This window comes from Epibacterium sp. ABZ3_068 (genome assembly GCF_056159265.1).
In genome coordinates this window covers 3,935,815-3,951,826 of record NZ_JBSWUV010000001.1, presented here as the reverse complement: position 1 = coordinate 3,951,826, position 16,012 = coordinate 3,935,815, and the positions used below count along the sequence as shown (strand labels likewise).

Here is a 16,012-nt window from a genome sequence, read left to right as displayed (position 1 = left end):
TGGTCAGGACGACAAATTCAGTCCGAATCCGTGCAATTGATCGTATCATTTTGTGTTCAGATTGTGGCTTGTTTCCAAATCTGCAAGGAATAAGGGATGAAAATCCATATTGTTGAAGATGAAAAATCAGTAACGCTTGTGGGCGGGGGGGAGCTTGATCCGGCGGATTTGGCATCCGCAGTTACACTGGCTCCGGTTGTTGTCGCCGCGGATGGTGGCGCGGATTCCGCTTTGAATCAAGGTGTTTTGCCGGATTTTGTGGTGGGGGATTTTGATTCCATTTCACCGCGTGCGCGTGCGAAGCTGGGCGACAGCCGTCTGTTGCATGTTTCAGAACAGGACACCACAGATTTTGACAAGGCGCTGCGCAGCGTATCTGCGCCCGTTGTTCTGGCGGTTGGGTTCCTGGGCGCGCGGGTTGATCATCAGTTGGCGGCGTTGAACGTATTGGTGCAGGATCATCCCAGTCCCTGCATCCTGATTGGCGCGCAGGAAATCCTGTTTCATATTGTTGCTCCGGTGGAAATCCCGTGTCGCGCGGGGGAGGTTGTGTCGCTGTTTCCAATGCAGGCGGTTGGGGGCAGATCAACCGGGCTTGAGTGGCCGATTGACGGTTTGCAGATGGAACCGATGGGGCAGATTGGTACTTCGAACCGGGCGATTGGACCCATCCGGCTTGAGGTCGATGGGCCGGGGTTGATCGCCATCCTGCCCAAGCGGCATCTGCTGGCCGTGATTGAGCAGCTGGCGCAGCGCCGTTAAGCGTTGCTGGGCGCAGAGCTCAGGACTTCCAGTCGCTCGCGCCAAATGGCGTATAGGCCCGCGCACATCGTAACGGCTATGCCAATTCCGGCCAGCCAATTCGGCCATTGATTGAAAACGAGCCAGCCGATCAGCGTTGCCACCGGCATTTCGATATATTGCAAGGGGGCAAGCGTTGCCGATGGAGCAAACCGCAGGCTCCAGGTCATCAGCAGATGCGCCGCAGTGCCCAATAGCCCGATCAGGACCAAGAGAACCCATTGCATATTGTCCACAGAGGCCCAATGCAGCGCGGGTTCGTCAAGCCACCGCCCGAAATACAGAACCGGTAGCATAAGGGCGCAGGCGATCACCCCGGACACGGCCTGAAGGCCAATAGGGTCAGTGACCTTGGCCACACTTCGGGTTGTTATGATGAAAAGCGCAAAGATCACCGCCGTGCCAAGCGGCAGAAAGGCAGGCCATCCCACATCGGAAAAACTCGGCTGGATCACCATCAGCGCCCCGGCAAATCCGACCGCGCAGGCCAGCAGACGGTGGGGGCCAATGACTTCGTTCATAAATAGCCAGCCCAAAAGCAGAAGGATGAAGGGGCAGACAAAAGCAATGGCCACAGCATCCGCGAGAGGCAGAAATTTCAGCGCCGTGAACATCAAGGCGATGCCCAGCATATGCATGAGAGTTCGCAACACCACCAGCCCCACGGCATCGCGCGGGATTGAACAGCTTCGGCCTGTAATCCAGATCAGCGGGAAGAGGATAAGCGCCTGCAAGGCAAAGCGCACAAAGATAACTTGCGCCAGAGGTGTGCCGCCCAGGAGCTTGGCCACGGCGTCACCCATGGGGGCAACAACACAAAAGCCAAGCATCAAGAGCACGCCAATGATGGGACGGTCTGTGGTCATGCACAGACGCTAGCGCCAGAGATCAACTACAGCAAGTCAAAGTTCGATTTTGCACAATTCAGAATTGTTCCGAGAAGAGCCCGCGTCATGCTAGGGTGTCAGCAGTTTGGTACGTTGACAGCCAGACCGCCAAGCGAGGTCTCCTTGTACTTCTCATGCATGTCGTTGCCTGTCTGGCGCATGGTCTCGATCACCGAATCCAGCGGTACGAAATGATTTCCATCACCGCGCAGCGCCAGGGACGCGGCCGAGACCGCCTTGATTGCGCCCAGACCATTGCGTTCGATACAGGGCACCTGCACAAGCCCTTTGACTGGGTCACAGGTCATGCCGAGATGGTGCTCCAGCGCTATTTCGGCTGCGTTCTCTACTTGTTTGGGGGTTCCCCCCATCACCGCACAAAGACCCGCAGCAGCCATGGCAGCGGCAGAGCCGACTTCGGCCTGACAGCCAGCTTCGGCTCCTGAGATTGAAGCGTTGAATTTGACCAGCCCACCGATTGCGGCAGCCGTCAGCAGAAAGTCTTCGATGTGTTTCTCAGAAGCCCCCGGCACATGATCCAGATAGTAGCGCAACACCGCAGGAAGAACACCAGCCGCGCCATTGGTCGGCGCTGTCACGACCTGACCACCCGCGGCGTTTTCCTCATTCACCGCCATGGCATAGACGCTCATCCAGTCGTTGATGGTATGCGGTGCGGTCAGGTTCATGCCGCGTTCCGCCATCAGCGCGTCATAGATCCCCTTGGCGCGCCGACGCACACTGAGACCGCCCGGAAGGATACCATCGCGCTCAAGACCGCGGTTGATGCAATCGTTCATCACCTGCCACAGGCGGGCAGTCCCCTTGGCCAATTTGTCGGAACCGCCGCGCGACAGTTCGTTGGCGCGTTTCATCTGGGCGATGCTCTTACCACTGGATTGCGCCATGTCCAGCATTTCCACAGCGGTTTTGAAGGGGAAGGGGACCGGTGCGCCCTCATCGGTTGCTTTGCCTGCGGTCAGCTCTTCCTCTGTCAGGACAAAGCCACCGCCAATGGAATAAAACACCTGCTGCAGGATCACGTCACCCTGAGCATCCGTAGCCATCAGGATCATACCGTTGGCATGACCCGGGAGCGTACGCTCATAATCAAAAATAAGATCTTTCTTTGGGTCAAAGGCCAGTTCCGGAAGACCCGGAAGCTGCATGCGCCCGGTTTGGGCCAGTTCCGCCAGAAACGCCTCGGCTTTGGTATCATCATAGCTGTCAGGTTCAAATCCACCAAGGCCCAGGATCGTGGCGCGGTCTGTGGCGTGGCCGACACCGGTAAAGGCCAGAGACCCGTGCAGTGAGGCCCGCAGACCTGCACAGTCGAAAGGGGCCGCGCGCATCATGTCCAGGAACCGTGCGGCTGCCACCATTGGACCCATCGTGTGGGAGGATGAGGGGCCGATTCCCACTTTGAACATGTCAAAAACGGAAAGGAACATCAGAGGGCTACTCCTTCGGGAGGATTGGCATAGTGAGGTGCGGAGAACGGCGTTTGGCCAAGGCCCTCCGCTTTGATGGCAGCCTGCGCTGCAGGGCGCGTTTCCAACTGCTGGGAGAGGGCGAACAGATGCGGATAATCCGCTATCTTGAACCAGCCTGTTTCCCCAACCGGATAGAGCGCCGCCCAGCGGAGGCATGTGACGACGTAATAGTCCAAAACGGACGGGGTTTCGCCGCCGCTCCAGGGAGCGTGTCGCAGCGCCTGGTCTAGCAGAGCTAAATGGTCCCGTAAGCGCTGTGCAGTCTGTGCTCGGATATGGTCCATAGCCTCCTGGGGGCCATAACGATGCGCATAGAACTGCATGATCAGATCAGGGTGGAGTGTGTTGGCGGTGAAGAAAAGCCATTTCAGAAACTCCGGCCGACCCGCTTGGCCCGCTTGGGGTGCCATCTGACCATGGGTTTCGCTGAGGTATAAGAGGATCGCCCCCACTTCGGAGATTACGCCATCAGGTGTCTCCAGAGTTGGGATTTTCCCGGCCGGGTTCAAAGCCAGATAGTCGGGTCTGCGCTGCGCCGATACGCTGCGGTCCACCAGCAGCGTTTCATAGGGGAGGTTCATTTCCTCAAGTGCCAGGCGAATGATCAACGAGGCATTGTCGGGCGCGTAGTGGAGGCGGTAGTTTTGGGTCATGGCCATATCCTATGGCGTCTTTGAGAAGGCAAGACGTCTGTTTGCGACGTTTCCTATCGGAAACACGTACCTGTTTTAGGATAGGGTGCAAGAGGGATTTCGCTTTGGGCCATGCCCAAAGCGACCAGCGCCGCGCCGCCTTCGGCGGCGCGGCGCCTGGCCCAACGGCCCGGTGCGTGCCTTGTCAAAGGCGCGCAGCAGGTGGGCGGGAGCAACTGGGAAGGATCAACCCGGTGAGCAAAGATAGCCGAGATGCTTGTTTAAAGAAGAAAAAACATCGCAACATGGGGCGAAGAACACTCGCCCGATGCGGGTGTTCTGCGTATAAACACATAGAATTGCCAGACATCGGAGCATACGCCATGAGCGGAGAACTTTCCCCAATTGACAAGGCCAAGTTTGTGGCAGCCAAACGCGCGGCCGAAATGGTCGAGGATGGCATGCGTGTGGGGTTGGGAACCGGCTCAACCGCAGCTTGGCTGGTGCGTTGCCTCGGTCAGATGGTGGAGGAGGACGGGCTCAGAATTACCGCTGTTCCGACCTCCACGCGCACGGCGGAATTGGCGCGGGAGCTGGGCATAAAGGTGGTCTCGCTGGATGAGGCAAAATGGCTGGACCTGACGATTGATGGCGCGGATGAATTTGACCACGACCTGAACCTGATAAAGGGCGGCGGCGGCGCGCTGCTGCAAGAGAAGATCGTTGCCACAGCCTCTGACCAGATGGTCGTCATCGCCGACGCGGGCAAAGTTGTGGATACGCTCGGCGCCTATCCCTTGCCGGTGGAAGTGTTGCCGTTCGGCTGGCAGGCCAGCCAGGCCCTGCTGGAAGAAACGCTTGTTTCCATGGATGTTCTGGGTCGCACGTCTACCCTGCGGATGAATGGCGCGCAGCCTTATGTGACTGATGAGGGGAATTATATTCTCGATCTGCATCTCAAACGTATTGGCAATGTGCGGCAACTGGCCTTGGTCGTAAACCAGATCCCCGGCGTGATTGAAAACGGGCTGTTCATCGACATCTGCGACCGCGTTGTGATCGGCCATGGCGATGGCACCGTGATCGTCCGCGACATCAATGAAGGCACCGAAGAGCGGGACCGTCTGGATTTTATGGAAGAAGACAACTTGTTTGGAGATTTGAGCGATTAGGATCTTTAGGCGAAGGTTTACACGGCGTCGTTGAGGTTGGGGGCAACTGATACGCCGTTGGAAGCCGTCACGACCCAACGAGCGGAGACCAGCACGGCGATTTAATGCAATCACTTTTCTAAAGACAGCTGGGAACGTGGGAGAACAGAAATGTTAAGGTGGTTAGCAACAATATGGTTCTTTGTGGTGATTGTCGGAGCATTTTTTGTTCGTTCCAACGCTCAACCATTGCCACAAGAGTTTATCGACGCTGGGACAAAACTGTTTATTGAGCAAAACAGATCTAGGGAGCCCGTCACGCTTACTAACAATGGGCAAACTGGCGTTTATCGACAAGTCCAATCCTCCGAAGAACTCTTTCTCTACTATCCTAGTTGCTGCAGCTTCAACACTTACGACCCTGAAGGTCCAAGATTGGGTATTTTGACGAGATTGCGGTACGATATTCGCGGATATGTTTTTATTGAGGCTGGGAGAGTGAAAGCTTCAGGCGATGGCCCAGATCTACTGCCTCCCGAAGACACAGTTTTCATTCTGAACGGCGAATTTGAAGACGTCTATTCCAAAGTTTTTTGACGGATGTGCAGCTTTTCCCAGTTCCTACTATAAGAACAGATGTGCCACTTCGTCCTTCTGAGCACTTTGGGCACCGATGTAAACGAACCTCGTCACGCAAGTTGAATTCCTCTCCAGTCCGCCTGTTATTTTTACATCGCCTTCACATCTTTGCGACTATGAGACCAAAAGCCAGCGTGAAAACCAAAGGTCTGGCAGCAGGCGGTTGAAACTTGGGCAAAAACGACCAACTGGGCGTATGGCAATTGGTGTCTCGTTGTGGGATACCTCGACAAGACTTCTGAAGGGGCGACAGTCATGAGCTTTGACTACGATCTGTTTGTTATCGGTGGCGGATCCGGCGGCGTGCGGGCAGCACGTGTGGCCGCAAGCGGTGGGGCCAGCGTTGGCCTGGCCGAAGAAAGCCGGTATGGCGGCACCTGTGTGATCCGGGGCTGTGTGCCCAAGAAACTGATGGTCTATGCGTCCGAATACCCGGACATGGTCGAAGATGCGCGTGCCTATGGCTGGGACATTTCGGAAAACGGTTTTGACTGGGATGTCTTCAGCGGCAAGCTGAACGCGGAACTGGACAGGCTGGAAGGGATCTATCGCAAGCTTCTGGCGAACTCGGGCGTGGAGAGCTTTGACCAGCGCGCCACGGTTGCGGATGCGCATACGGTTGAGCTGGCCGATGGAACTCAAAAGACCGCAAAGCACATTCTGGTCGCGACGGGCGGCTGGCCCACTGTTCCGGAATTTCCGGGCAGCGAGTTGGCGATCACTTCGAACGAGATTTTCCACCTGGAAAAACTGCCTGAAAACATTCTGATCGTTGGCGGCGGTTATATCGCGTCTGAGTTTGCAGGCATCATGAATGGCCTTGGTGTCAAAACCACACAGTTCTATCGTGGGTCGCAGATCCTGCGCGGTTTTGATGATGAGGCGCGTAATACAGTTGCGGATGGCATGGTTGAAGCAGGGATTGACCTGCAGGTTGAAACCAATGTGACCGCGATGGTCAAAGAGGGCGACAAGATCCGCGTCACCGACACCAAGGGAAATGAAACCCTGTTTGACGTGGTGATGTATGCCACAGGGCGCGCGCCGAATTCCAACGGTTTGGGACTGGAAGAGCTGGGCGTGGAACTGGGGTCAAAAGGTGAGGTGAAGGTGGATGCCTACAGCCAGACCAAAGTGCCCTCGATCTATGCGATTGGCGATGTGACCGACCGGGTCAATCTGACGCCGGTGGCGATCCGCGAAGGCATGGCCTTTGTAGAAACCGTGTTTAACGGCAACCCCACCAGCCCGGATCATGATCTGATCCCAACAGCGATCTTTACCCAGCCGGAAATGGGCACTGTTGGCCTGTCCGAAGAGGACGCCGCCAAGCAGGAGCCGATCGAGGTTTACGCAACATCCTTCAAACCGATGCAACAGGCCTTTGCCGGGCGCGCGGCCAAAGTGATGATGAAACTGGTGGTCTCAAAGGCTACGCGCAAGGTTCTGGGGTGTCATATCGTAGCACCCGGTGCGGGCGAAATGATCCAGCTGGTCGGCATCGCCGTAAAGATGGGCGCAACCAAGGAAGACTTTGACCGGACCGTGGCGGTGCACCCGACCATGTCCGAAGAACTGGTGACACTGAAAACACCGGTGCGTGAAACTTGAAAATTCAAAAAAAACGTTCAGGTTACACTCTACGAACCTGAACGGTTGAACTCTAAGGGATAGGAGACATATGGCGGGCAATAATGGTGGCCCTTGGGGGGGCGGAGGCTCTTCTGGGGGAGGTAACCGGGGAAACAATGGCGGAGGCGACGGTGGTCGTCGGCCAGAGGATCCTCAAATTCCCGAAATTGACGAACTGGTCAAAAAAGGCCAGGAACAGCTGCGTGTCCTGATGGGCGGCCGGAGCGGTCAAGGTGGCGGCGGAAAACGCGGCGGTGGCGGAGCAGGAGGCGGTGCGCCTTTGTTTACCAAAGGATCGCTCATTCTGGGCGGTGTCGCGGCTGCGTTTCTTTATGGGTATGCGAGTTTCTATACCGTGAAACCCGAAGAAAAAGGCGTGGAGCTGTTCCTTGGCAGCTATCATCGAACCACTGATGACGGCCCGCACTTTGCCTGGTGGCCGTTCGTTTCTGCGGAGGTTATTCCGACCAGTACGGAGCAGATCGAAAACATCGGTACCGGTTCACGTGGGTCTGATGCTGGTCTGATGCTGACCGGGGATGAAAACATCATTGATGTTGAATTTCAGGTTGTCTGGAACATCACAGATCCGGCGCGTTTCCTGTTTAACTTGCGGGACCCGCGCACAACGATCAACGCAGTTGCGGAATCCGCCATGCGTGAGATCATCGCCCAGTCTGATCTGGCGCCGATCCTGAACCGGGATCGCGGGATTATTCGTGATCGTCTGCAAGAGCTGATCCAGGCCACATTGGACAGCTACGATTCTGGTGTGAATGTTGTCCGCGTCAACTTTGATGGTGCAGATCCGCCAGAACCGGTAAAAGATGCCTTCCGCGATGTGCAATCCGCAGGTCAGGAACGTGATCGTCTGGAAAAGCAGGCGGATGCCTATGCAAACCGCAAACTTGCGGGGGCCCGTGGTCAGGCTGCGCAAATTCTGGAAGAAGCCGAAGGGTATCGTGCACAGGTTGTGAACGAAGCTTCGGGTGAAGCCAGCCGTTTCTCGGCGGTTCTCAAAGAATACCAGAAGGCGCCTGAGGTTACACGCAAGCGTCTGTATCTGGAAACCATGGAAGATGTTCTGAGCCGGGTCGACAAGATCATCCTGGATGACACATCGGGCGAGGGGTCTGGTGTTGTTCCCTATCTCCCGCTCAACGAATTGCGCCGCTCTGGCTCGGAGGGGAATTGATGAACCGTTCTAACCTTCTGATTATCTTTGTGGTCGGTATTTTGGTCGTGGCGTTGTCGGCGATCTTTATCGTGGACGAGCGTGAAAAGGCCTTGGTTCTGCGCTTTGGTCGGGTTGTGCAGGTACAGGAAGACCCTGGACTTGCGTTCAAACTTCCTTTTGTGGATCAGGTGGTCACCTATGATGACCGCATCCTGAGCCTGGAAGTCGGCCCATTGGAAGTGACCCCGCTGGATGACCGACGTCTGGTTGTCGATGCGTTTGCCCGGTACCGGATCGCCAATGTGGAAACCTTCCGCCAAGCGGTGGGTCGCGTGGGTATTGCAGCCGCCGAACAGCGCCTGGACAACATCATGCGCGACCAAACGCGCGAAGTGTTGGGTACTGTGAGCTCCAACGACATCTTGTCGTCGGACCGTGCAGCGCTGATGCTGAGGATCCGTAACGGTGCGATTGCACAGGCGCGGGGACTGGGGCTTGAGGTGATTGACGTGCGCCTGAAACGCACCGACCTGCCGCAGGCCAACCTTGAGGCAACCTTTGCCCGGATGCGCGCAGAGCGTGAACGTGAAGCGGCGGATGAGATCGCCCGGGGTGAAGAAGCTGCGCAGCGTGTGCGTGCGCAAGCAGATCGGACCGAGGTTGAACTGGTGTCTGAAGCAGAACGCGAAGCCGAGGTTATCCGCGGTGAAGCAGATGCGGAACGCAACGCGATCTTTGCCGAAGCCTATGGTGCAGACGCGGAATTCTTTGAATTCTACCGTTCTTTGAATGCCTATTCAGCGGCGCTGCAGGCTGGCAACTCTTCGATGGTTCTGTCGCCCGACAGCGAGTTCTTCAACTATCTGAAGTCCGCCACGGGTGCTGCTGCAAAATAAGGCAGCGACCCGCGACAAGACTTGAAACCGGCCCTGTGTATTCAGGGCCGGTTTTTTGTTGTTGCAAACCTTACCGTTTCGGACGCGTCAGTACGCCACATTTTAGCCGCCTTGCAGGAAGAGGAAAGTGCTTTGAAAACATATGCCTGCGTTTGCGGGCACTGGTATTGAGGAATAACTTTATGAAACGATCCGCCATTCGGGATGTGCCGTTTTCGTTGTCGAGCCCATTTTTGGAACAAGCCAATTGGGGGGACCGCTTTGAAGTCCTGACAACGCGTGCCTTCGCCCGGCCAAAGGATGCTGTGGATGTAATGTTTGCCGGAAAACCACCGTTATGGGTGCGGGCTTTGAACGAAACCCGGAACAAGATTGTGGGTTTGGTCGGTCTCAAGAACGGCGAGATTTCGGTGGATCAAGAAAAGGCGGGCGCGTTTCCGATCACTCATCAATCGGACGAGGCCGTGGTGTTTGGATTTGACGACTGGCACCTGAACTTCCGGGTTGTCGTAGAGACGGCCCCCACGGAAGACGGAACTCTGGTTGCTGTTTCGACTCTTGTGCAGCGCAAGCATTGGTTCGGCTATCTGTATATCTTTGTGATTACTCCGTTTCACAAGCTGATTGTGCGCAATATCCTGGGTCAAGTGACCGTTGACCTTCCCGCTGTCCGGGCTTGAAGCGAACAGGGCGCGCCCTTTTGCGGTGCGGGCTGCGGTTTCTGGGATTGGCCTGCACCGGTTGCGCCGGGTTTTAGACAAAAGAACGTCCCCAAAAGCTCTTTGCCGACCATGGCGCAGACCACACGGAATGATTTCAAACTGTTTCAATCGCTTTCACTTCGTTTTGAAACTGTGCAACATCCATTGCAGCCCGAAGGGGAGACACTACATTGCTTTTGCGTGTCCGAGGTCGGTCGTTTGTCCGAGCAACCGATCGGGCGAATGCCGTATCATCGGACCAAGGACGAATTTGGCTATGACAAGGAGTAGTTCCGTGCAGCCACAAGTATCAATTTTACCTCGTCAGGAGCGTCAGAATGCGCCCTGGCGCCTGTTTGCCATGGCGGTTCTGGCCACCGCGTTGATGTTGGCACAGGTCATTGTCGCCCAGGCCCGTCCTGAAAGCCTGGCTCCTTTGGCTGAAAAGGTGAGTCCGGCAGTGGTGAATATCACGACCACCACGGTTGTCGAAGGGCGTACCGGGCCGCAGGGTATCGTACCCGAAGGCTCTCCCCTGGAAGATCTGTTCCGCGATTTTCAGAACCGCGGTGACGAAGGCCGTCGCCCGCGCCGTTCCTCTGCGCTGGGGTCGGGCTTCGTCATCTCTGAAGACGGTTTTATTGTCACCAACAACCATGTGATCGAAGGTGCCGATGAGATTGAGATTGAGTTCTTCCCAGGTGAAGGCCAACCGACAGAGCTTCTTCCGGCCAAGGTGATCGGGACCGATCGCAACACGGATCTGGCTGTACTGAAAGTCGAAGCGCCGATGCCGCTGACCTATGTTCAGTTCGGCGACAGCGACGCTGCCAAAGTGGGCGACTGGGTTATTGCGATGGGCAACCCGTTGGGGCAGGGCTTCTCTGTTTCTGCGGGTATTGTATCCGCGCGCAACCGGGCTTTGTCGGGGTCTTATGACGACTACATCCAGACTGACGCTGCAATCAACCGGGGCAATTCGGGTGGTCCGTTGTTCAACATGGATGGGGAAGTGGTCGGCGTGAACACCGCAATCCTGTCGCCCAACGGCGGTTCGATCGGCATTGGTTTCTCGATGGCGTCCAATGTCGTGAGCAAAGTTGTGGCACAGCTGAAGGAATACGGTGAGACTCGCCGTGGCTGGTTGGGCGTCCGGATCCAGGATGTGGATCAGGATGTTGCCGAAGCCATGGGGCTGGAAAGTGCCGAAGGGGCGCTGGTTACAGATGTCCCAGATGGCCCGGCCAAAGATGCTGGTCTGCTGTCAGGCGACGTGATCCTGAGCTTTGATGGGGTCGAAGTCAAAGACACCCGTGGTCTGGTCCGCCAGGTTGGCAATTCCGAAGTTGGCAAAACCGTGCGCGTTGTTGTCTTCCGTGAAGGCAAGACTGAAACCATCCGCGTAACGCTCGGCCGCCGTGAAGAGGCGGAACGTCAGTCCGAAGCCAACGGCGACAGCGCGCCAGAGCCTGACACAAGCGAAAAGCAACTTCTGGGTCTGACTGTTGGTGCCTTGACCGACGACCAGCGCGAGACGCTGAACGTGCCAGAGGGCACAGATGGTCTGGTGGTCCTCTCCGTGGATGAGGCCTCTGAAGCATGGGAAAAAGGGCTGCGTGCAGGTGATGTAATCACCGAAGCAGGTCAACAGAAGGTGGAAGATGTGGCGTCGCTGGAAGCGCGTATTGCAGAGGTCAAAGATGCAGGTCGTAAATCGCTTCTGCTGTTGATCCGCCGCAATGGTGAGCCGCGCTTTGTCGCTCTGAACCTGAGTGAGTGACCCAGGCACTGGGCTTTGAGGGCAGGCCGTGTGTCTGCCCTGTTACTGAAACGAAAAGGCCGGGGATCGCCCCGGCCTTTTTGCGATATAGACATCTCCAGAGACGTCAGATCAGATCATGTCCGGCTCCGCGAGCACTTCCAGTTCGCTACGGTCCAGGATCTCTACTCCGCCGCGGCTGATTTCGAGAATGTCGTTGCGCTTCCAGCCAGCCAGTGTCTTTGAGACGGCTTCGCGTGTGGCGCCGACGTATTCCGCCAGCTCTGATTGGGACAGGGCAAGCCGCCCGTCCTGACCTGCCGGCGAGAGATGCAGCAATTTGCGCGCAAGGCGAACAGGAAGGGGCATAAACACCTGCTCATTCAACTGCGTGCTCATCCATCGCATGCGTTGACCTGCCAAACGCAAGAGATCCTCTGCGAACTCGGGGTGTTGCTGGATCTGTGCCAGCACATCCGCGCGCCGCAGACGCCGTAAGGTGCAGGGGCCAACGGCATGGGCCGACGCCGTGCGCACGCCCGGATCAAAGAGAGCAATTTCACCAAAGACAGCGCCCGCCCTCAGGCGGTCAAGCGTATGTTTGCGCCCGGTGGAGGACAAGACAGAGAGTTCCAGTTCGCCTTCGAGCAAGGCAAAGAGAGCCTCACCCGTGTCGCCTTGCTCAAACAACGTATCGCCCGAGGACAGCGTAACCTCGGTGGATTGGCTGTCGAGCATATCGCGCAGCCGATCTGACGCGCCGGACAAAAAGCCGGTGGTGGGCAATGAAACCATAAAAGGCTCCTTTTCGGTTGAGCCGGGTCACGTGGTTCCGGGGACGGTGGCTCGGGGCAAAGTCCGGAAGGTACAGGTTAACGCTGGACGGATATCAATCCAAGTTTACGGGCATTTTCAAGAGAGAGCGTTGCGCTGTCGAGCCCTTCCGCGCGTTGAAAGGCTAAAATTGCAGCTTGGGTGGCGCGGTCCAGCACCCCGGTGATCCGCCCGTCGTGATGTCCGCGTACGGTGAGGGCACGCTGGAGCGTGGCCACCAGATCCGGTGAGAAATCGGCAGGGCACAGTGTTTCGAACCATGTTTCGCTGCGGGGGCGCACGACTTCTTGTCGGGTGGTGGTGCGGAAGGTTGCCGGGCGCAGCAGATTGCCTTGGGTATCAAACTGTTCGGGTGTCACCTGTTCCTGTCTGGTTACGGTTTCAATGACAGCGGGTGTGATTTCTGTATCCCAGCATGTGCCCTTGGGCGCGCCTGGGGGGGCCTTTTGTGCGGCGCTTCTTACGGATTGACCCAAACCGGTTGGCACGCTGCCCGGCCCCTGCGGTTCACAGGCAGCCAAAAGGGCGGCGACAAGCGCGAAGGGCAGAAACCGATTAGAGGGAAGGCAATGATAAGGCATTGGTTTTTTATGGCGTCGCGCAGGTTTTCGGGGGAGGTTAGCCGAAGTCCTCGCTGGGCGCAAAGGCTGGATCTTGTCTGCGGCCTTGTGGAGCCAGAAGGAGATCCAGCATGGGAGAGATATCCTCGATCTGATGCGCGATCACATGGGTGATGCAATGCGCGCGCTGCAACTGTCCGGTAACTCGTAACAGTCGTCCTGCAATGACCGCACGGCGAAAGGCCTCGTAAATGTTTCGCCAGACGATGATATTGACCACACCGGTCTCATCTTCAAGCGTGAGAAAAATGACACCTTTGGCCGTTCCGGGGCGTTGCCGCAGAATCACAAGCCCCGCAACAGTGACACGGCTGTCATTGGGCTGGTTGTCCAGGGCGTTTGCGGGCAGACAATGCAGGTTACCCGGATGCGTCCCGTAGGGCTGACTGTTTGTCCGGGCTGTGGCTGCAGTCGTCTGGGGCTGGGCGGATTGTGTCTTGACCATTGGATAAGCGCTTGGCCTCTTTGAACAGGATCTAGGCATGTGAATAATGTAGGGCTGGAACATTTATAGAACATTCTTGCGGTGCATCCAAGGATCCAATGCAGAAGTCGGGCATCGCGGAAATGGGGCTAGCCTGTTGCACGGCGCTTGGCTAAATAGTTTGCAAGTACCGAAAAAGGGAAGACGTAAATGGCAAAGATTACCTATGTCGAGCATAATGGCACGGAACATGTTGTAGAGGTCGCGAGTGGCCTTACGGTGATGGAAGGTGCACGCGACAACAATATTCCAGGGATTGAGGCCGATTGCGGCGGTGCCTGCGCATGTTCGACCTGCCACGTTTATATTGCCCCGGATTGGGTGGAGAAGCTTCCGGCCAAGGACGATATGGAAGAGGATATGCTGGACTTTGCCTATCAGCCTGACCCTGCGCGTTCGCGTCTGACCTGCCAGATCAAAGTAACCGATGATATGGATGGTCTTGTTGTTCATATGCCGGAAAAGCAGATCTGATGAGAAACCGGGGAGGCAAACCGCGGACAACGGATGCGCGGCGTCTGATGTTGCGCATCTGGCCCCGGTTCATGCGCCGCGCGCGTCACCTGTTGTGTGCGTGGCTGGCGGCGGCAGGTGCAGCCGCTCCGACATTGCTTCATGCGGAGGGGGTAACCTCCGCCGAATTTGGCGATCCGACCCGTCGTTATGGACATGCAATTCTGGGTGATGATGTCGAATACGGCAGCCTGCGTATCCACGTCGGAGCGCAACAGGACCGGTCAATCCTACTGCCGAGGGACCATGTGTTTGAAGACCTGAAACCGCGTCTTGTCGATATTGACCTTGATGGCGGGTTCGAGGTGATGGTTGTTGAAACCGACATGGCAAAAGGTGCGCAGCTGGCCATATATGATGCGCGCGGCGCCAAAATCGCAGAGACCCCGCATATCGGCCGTACCCATCGCTGGCTGGCCCCAGTTGGTGCGGCGGACCTGGATGGCGATGGCGCTGTAGAAGTGGCATTTGTAGACCGACCCCACTTGGCCAAGACTTTGCGTGTTTGGCGGTACAAGAACGGGCGTTTTGAAGAGGTCGCAAGCCTGCGCGGCCTGACCAACCATCGCATTGGGCAGGATTTCATTACGTCCGGGATCAGAAACTGCGGTACCGGTCCTGAAATAATCACCGCGGATGCCGAATGGCGCAGGATCACTGCAGTGCGACTTGTAGACGGGCAGCTGCAGGCCAGGCAGCTAGGGGGTTTTTCTGCAGACCCGACATTGGAAAAGACCCTTGCCTGCGGCGGCTGAAGTCATGGATCACGGAACCTTGCCCCATACGGGTGCTTTTGTGCACCGTACGGGGCAATTTTGCCGAAGGCATACGAGGTTCTGCGTCACCGTTTTGACCTTGGCGTACGCCGCGCGCAAGCGCGGCGCCATGCCCAACGGGAACTCTCGTCCCAAAGGGGCGAGTGAGACGGGCGGGAGCCCCCGCTTGCGATGGATAGCGCAGCCCTTTTATGTGCAGTGTTTAATCCTCGACCAGGTGATCGCCGGATAAATCCCCCAAGGATGAGAAAAGCGCAGCCGTATTGTTGGCACCGACCTTACGCAGAAGCCGCGCACGATGCACTTCAACCGTTCTGTGGCTCAGTTCCAAACGCCGGGCGATCTCCTTGCTCGTCAGCCCTTCCGCGAGCAAGGAATAGACTTCCCGCTCCCGGCGTGTCAGCGCATGATAGGGGCGATTGGCCGAGAGGTCGGCAAAACTCCAGACGGCCTGCGCCAAGGGATCATCTGGGGTGAAGCTGTGCCCGCGCACACGTACCCAGAACAAATCCCCATTCTTCCGGCGCATAACACGTTCATCCCAATAAAGCGCACCCGCTCTGAGACGTTCGTCGCCGCGATGGGTAATATTCAGGAACTCTTCTTCTGTAGGGTAAAGGAATGCAAAAAGCTGACCCAGCATCTCGGCTCTCTCATAGCCGAAGATCTGGCAGAACCGGGTGTTGCATTCCATCAAAACGCGGTTTTCGGTCACCACCAACCCTATGGGGGCAAAGTCAAAGGCCTCTTCCAACATATAGCGTTCTGCGGTGAGTGGCGGCGGCGTCGGGGTCTTGGTATCGGTCATGCAATCTCCGTCGATCGGGCAACTGGAAAGGAACAAAGTCGTACGCGCGTCTGCTTCCGAGTATATGTCCGCTTTCGCATGAAAAAAGTTCAATACGTATATCCGTTGGGTCAAAGCCCAAAAAATGGCCGTTTTTGTGCCACGACCCATGCTGAACTGCCGCCAGCTCTCATTGTGGCTCCGAAAGGAAAGATTTTTTCCCCAAATGA

At 56.8% G+C, this 16,012-nt stretch carries 17 protein-coding genes; 10 read left to right on the top strand and 7 right to left on the bottom strand.

Annotated features, from left to right (window positions below):
- Positions 1 to 96 precede the first annotated feature (96 nt).
- Complete coding sequence (locus ACXAEW_RS19110; RefSeq protein ID WP_474942840.1) at positions 97 to 762, top strand: thiamine diphosphokinase; 666 nt, start codon at positions 97 to 99, stop codon at positions 760 to 762.
- Here ACXAEW_RS19110 and ACXAEW_RS19105 read toward each other — a convergent pair.
- From ACXAEW_RS19105 to ACXAEW_RS19095, 3 genes are all read right to left on the bottom strand, one after another.
- Positions 759 to 1,667: a DMT family transporter gene (locus ACXAEW_RS19105; protein WP_474942839.1), complete on the bottom strand. Its 909-nt coding sequence runs from the start codon at positions 1,665 to 1,667 to the stop codon at positions 759 to 761. The genes ACXAEW_RS19110 and ACXAEW_RS19105 overlap by 4 nt on opposite strands.
- Before the next feature lie 98 nt (positions 1,668 to 1,765).
- The gene (locus ACXAEW_RS19100) at positions 1,766 to 3,139 is read right to left on the bottom strand and encodes an L-serine ammonia-lyase (RefSeq protein WP_474942838.1); all 1,374 of its coding nucleotides are present in this window, start codon (positions 3,137 to 3,139) and stop codon (positions 1,766 to 1,768) included.
- Positions 3,139 to 3,834 (bottom strand): glutathione S-transferase family protein, encoded by a 696-nt coding sequence (locus ACXAEW_RS19095; protein WP_474942837.1) that lies wholly within the window; start codon positions 3,832 to 3,834, stop codon positions 3,139 to 3,141. Before ACXAEW_RS19095 ends, ACXAEW_RS19100 begins: the two co-directional genes overlap by 1 nt.
- A 362-nt stretch (positions 3,835 to 4,196) precedes the next feature.
- On the opposite strand from ACXAEW_RS19095, the gene rpiA reads away from it, so the two are divergent.
- The 7 genes from rpiA to ACXAEW_RS19060 all read left to right on the top strand — a co-directional run bounded on the left by rpiA (position 4,197) and on the right by ACXAEW_RS19060 (position 11,789).
- Complete coding sequence (gene rpiA, locus ACXAEW_RS19090; RefSeq protein WP_474942836.1) at positions 4,197 to 4,985, top strand: ribose-5-phosphate isomerase RpiA; 789 nt, start codon at positions 4,197 to 4,199, stop codon at positions 4,983 to 4,985.
- A gap of 150 nt (positions 4,986 to 5,135) precedes the next feature.
- Positions 5,136 to 5,561, top strand: coding sequence for a hypothetical protein (locus ACXAEW_RS19085; protein WP_474942835.1), 426 nt, complete (start codon positions 5,136 to 5,138; stop codon positions 5,559 to 5,561).
- A gap of 297 nt (positions 5,562 to 5,858) precedes the next feature.
- Positions 5,859 to 7,214, top strand: coding sequence for a glutathione-disulfide reductase (gene gor, locus ACXAEW_RS19080; protein WP_474942834.1), 1,356 nt, complete (start codon positions 5,859 to 5,861; stop codon positions 7,212 to 7,214).
- 70 nt (positions 7,215 to 7,284) lie between these two features.
- Complete coding sequence (gene hflK, locus ACXAEW_RS19075) at positions 7,285 to 8,430, top strand: FtsH protease activity modulator HflK (RefSeq protein WP_474942833.1); 1,146 nt, start codon at positions 7,285 to 7,287, stop codon at positions 8,428 to 8,430.
- Positions 8,430 to 9,308 carry a protease modulator HflC gene (gene hflC, locus ACXAEW_RS19070; RefSeq protein ID WP_474942832.1) on the top strand — a complete coding sequence of 293 codons (879 nt, stop codon included), beginning with the start codon at positions 8,430 to 8,432 and terminating at the stop codon, positions 9,306 to 9,308. The genes hflK and hflC overlap by 1 nt, the downstream gene beginning before the upstream one ends.
- A gap of 182 nt (positions 9,309 to 9,490) precedes the next feature.
- Entirely contained in the window at positions 9,491 to 9,988 is a 498-nt protein-coding gene (locus tag ACXAEW_RS19065) for a DUF2867 domain-containing protein (RefSeq protein ID WP_474942831.1), read from the top strand.
- 298 nt (positions 9,989 to 10,286) lie between these two features.
- On the top strand, positions 10,287 to 11,789 hold the full coding sequence (locus tag ACXAEW_RS19060; protein WP_474942830.1) for a Do family serine endopeptidase: 1,503 nt from the start codon (positions 10,287 to 10,289) through the stop codon (positions 11,787 to 11,789).
- A 111-nt stretch (positions 11,790 to 11,900) separates the two neighbouring features.
- On the opposite strand, the gene ACXAEW_RS19055 is transcribed toward ACXAEW_RS19060, so the two are convergent.
- The 3 genes from ACXAEW_RS19055 to ACXAEW_RS19045 all read right to left on the bottom strand — a co-directional run bounded on the left by ACXAEW_RS19055 (position 11,901) and on the right by ACXAEW_RS19045 (position 13,667).
- Positions 11,901 to 12,563, bottom strand: a complete 663-nt coding sequence (locus ACXAEW_RS19055) for a Crp/Fnr family transcriptional regulator (protein WP_474942829.1) — start codon at positions 12,561 to 12,563, stop codon at positions 11,901 to 11,903.
- Positions 12,564 to 12,640: 77 nt separating this feature from the next.
- A complete protein-coding gene (locus ACXAEW_RS19050) occupies positions 12,641 to 13,183 on the bottom strand; it encodes a peptidoglycan-binding domain-containing protein (protein ID WP_474942828.1) in 543 nt (180 codons plus the stop codon).
- Positions 13,184 to 13,220: 37 nt separating this feature from the next.
- Positions 13,221 to 13,667: an OB-fold nucleic acid binding domain-containing protein gene (locus tag ACXAEW_RS19045; protein ID WP_474942827.1), complete on the bottom strand. Its 447-nt coding sequence runs from the start codon at positions 13,665 to 13,667 to the stop codon at positions 13,221 to 13,223.
- A gap of 189 nt (positions 13,668 to 13,856) precedes the next feature.
- Between ACXAEW_RS19045 and ACXAEW_RS19040 the strand changes: the two genes are divergently transcribed.
- The gene (locus tag ACXAEW_RS19040) at positions 13,857 to 14,180 is read left to right on the top strand and encodes a 2Fe-2S iron-sulfur cluster-binding protein (RefSeq protein ID WP_474942826.1); all 324 of its coding nucleotides are present in this window, start codon (positions 13,857 to 13,859) and stop codon (positions 14,178 to 14,180) included.
- Positions 14,180 to 14,974 carry a VCBS repeat-containing protein gene (locus tag ACXAEW_RS19035; protein WP_474942825.1) on the top strand — a complete coding sequence of 265 codons (795 nt, stop codon included), beginning with the start codon at positions 14,180 to 14,182 and terminating at the stop codon, positions 14,972 to 14,974. Before ACXAEW_RS19040 ends, ACXAEW_RS19035 begins: the two co-directional genes overlap by 1 nt.
- A gap of 223 nt (positions 14,975 to 15,197) precedes the next feature.
- On the opposite strand, the gene ACXAEW_RS19030 is transcribed toward ACXAEW_RS19035, so the two are convergent.
- Positions 15,198 to 15,803, bottom strand: a complete 606-nt coding sequence (locus ACXAEW_RS19030) for a LuxR C-terminal-related transcriptional regulator (protein WP_474942824.1) — start codon at positions 15,801 to 15,803, stop codon at positions 15,198 to 15,200.
- Positions 15,804 to 16,012 lie beyond the last annotated feature (209 nt).

Coding starts and splice junctions, on each gene's coding strand:
- ACXAEW_RS19110 (WP_474942840.1), top strand. CDS start 97: ATGAAAATCCATATTGTTGAAGATGAAAAATCAGTAACGCTTGTGGGC.
- ACXAEW_RS19105 (WP_474942839.1), bottom strand. CDS start 1,667: ATGACCACAGACCGTCCCATCATTGGCGTGCTCTTGATGCTTGGCTTT.
- ACXAEW_RS19100 (WP_474942838.1), bottom strand. CDS start 3,139: ATGTTCCTTTCCGTTTTTGACATGTTCAAAGTGGGAATCGGCCCCTCA.
- ACXAEW_RS19095 (WP_474942837.1), bottom strand. CDS start 3,834: ATGACCCAAAACTACCGCCTCCACTACGCGCCCGACAATGCCTCGTTG.
- rpiA (WP_474942836.1), top strand. CDS start 4,197: ATGAGCGGAGAACTTTCCCCAATTGACAAGGCCAAGTTTGTGGCAGCC.
- ACXAEW_RS19085 (WP_474942835.1), top strand. CDS start 5,136: ATGTTAAGGTGGTTAGCAACAATATGGTTCTTTGTGGTGATTGTCGGA.
- gor (WP_474942834.1), top strand. CDS start 5,859: ATGAGCTTTGACTACGATCTGTTTGTTATCGGTGGCGGATCCGGCGGC.
- hflK (WP_474942833.1), top strand. CDS start 7,285: ATGGCGGGCAATAATGGTGGCCCTTGGGGGGGCGGAGGCTCTTCTGGG.
- hflC (WP_474942832.1), top strand. CDS start 8,430: ATGAACCGTTCTAACCTTCTGATTATCTTTGTGGTCGGTATTTTGGTC.
- ACXAEW_RS19065 (WP_474942831.1), top strand. CDS start 9,491: ATGAAACGATCCGCCATTCGGGATGTGCCGTTTTCGTTGTCGAGCCCA.
- ACXAEW_RS19060 (WP_474942830.1), top strand. CDS start 10,287: ATGACAAGGAGTAGTTCCGTGCAGCCACAAGTATCAATTTTACCTCGT.
- ACXAEW_RS19055 (WP_474942829.1), bottom strand. CDS start 12,563: ATGGTTTCATTGCCCACCACCGGCTTTTTGTCCGGCGCGTCAGATCGG.
- ACXAEW_RS19050 (WP_474942828.1), bottom strand. CDS start 13,183: ATGCCTTATCATTGCCTTCCCTCTAATCGGTTTCTGCCCTTCGCGCTT.
- ACXAEW_RS19045 (WP_474942827.1), bottom strand. CDS start 13,667: ATGGTCAAGACACAATCCGCCCAGCCCCAGACGACTGCAGCCACAGCC.
- ACXAEW_RS19040 (WP_474942826.1), top strand. CDS start 13,857: ATGGCAAAGATTACCTATGTCGAGCATAATGGCACGGAACATGTTGTA.
- ACXAEW_RS19035 (WP_474942825.1), top strand. CDS start 14,180: ATGAGAAACCGGGGAGGCAAACCGCGGACAACGGATGCGCGGCGTCTG.
- ACXAEW_RS19030 (WP_474942824.1), bottom strand. CDS start 15,803: ATGACCGATACCAAGACCCCGACGCCGCCGCCACTCACCGCAGAACGC.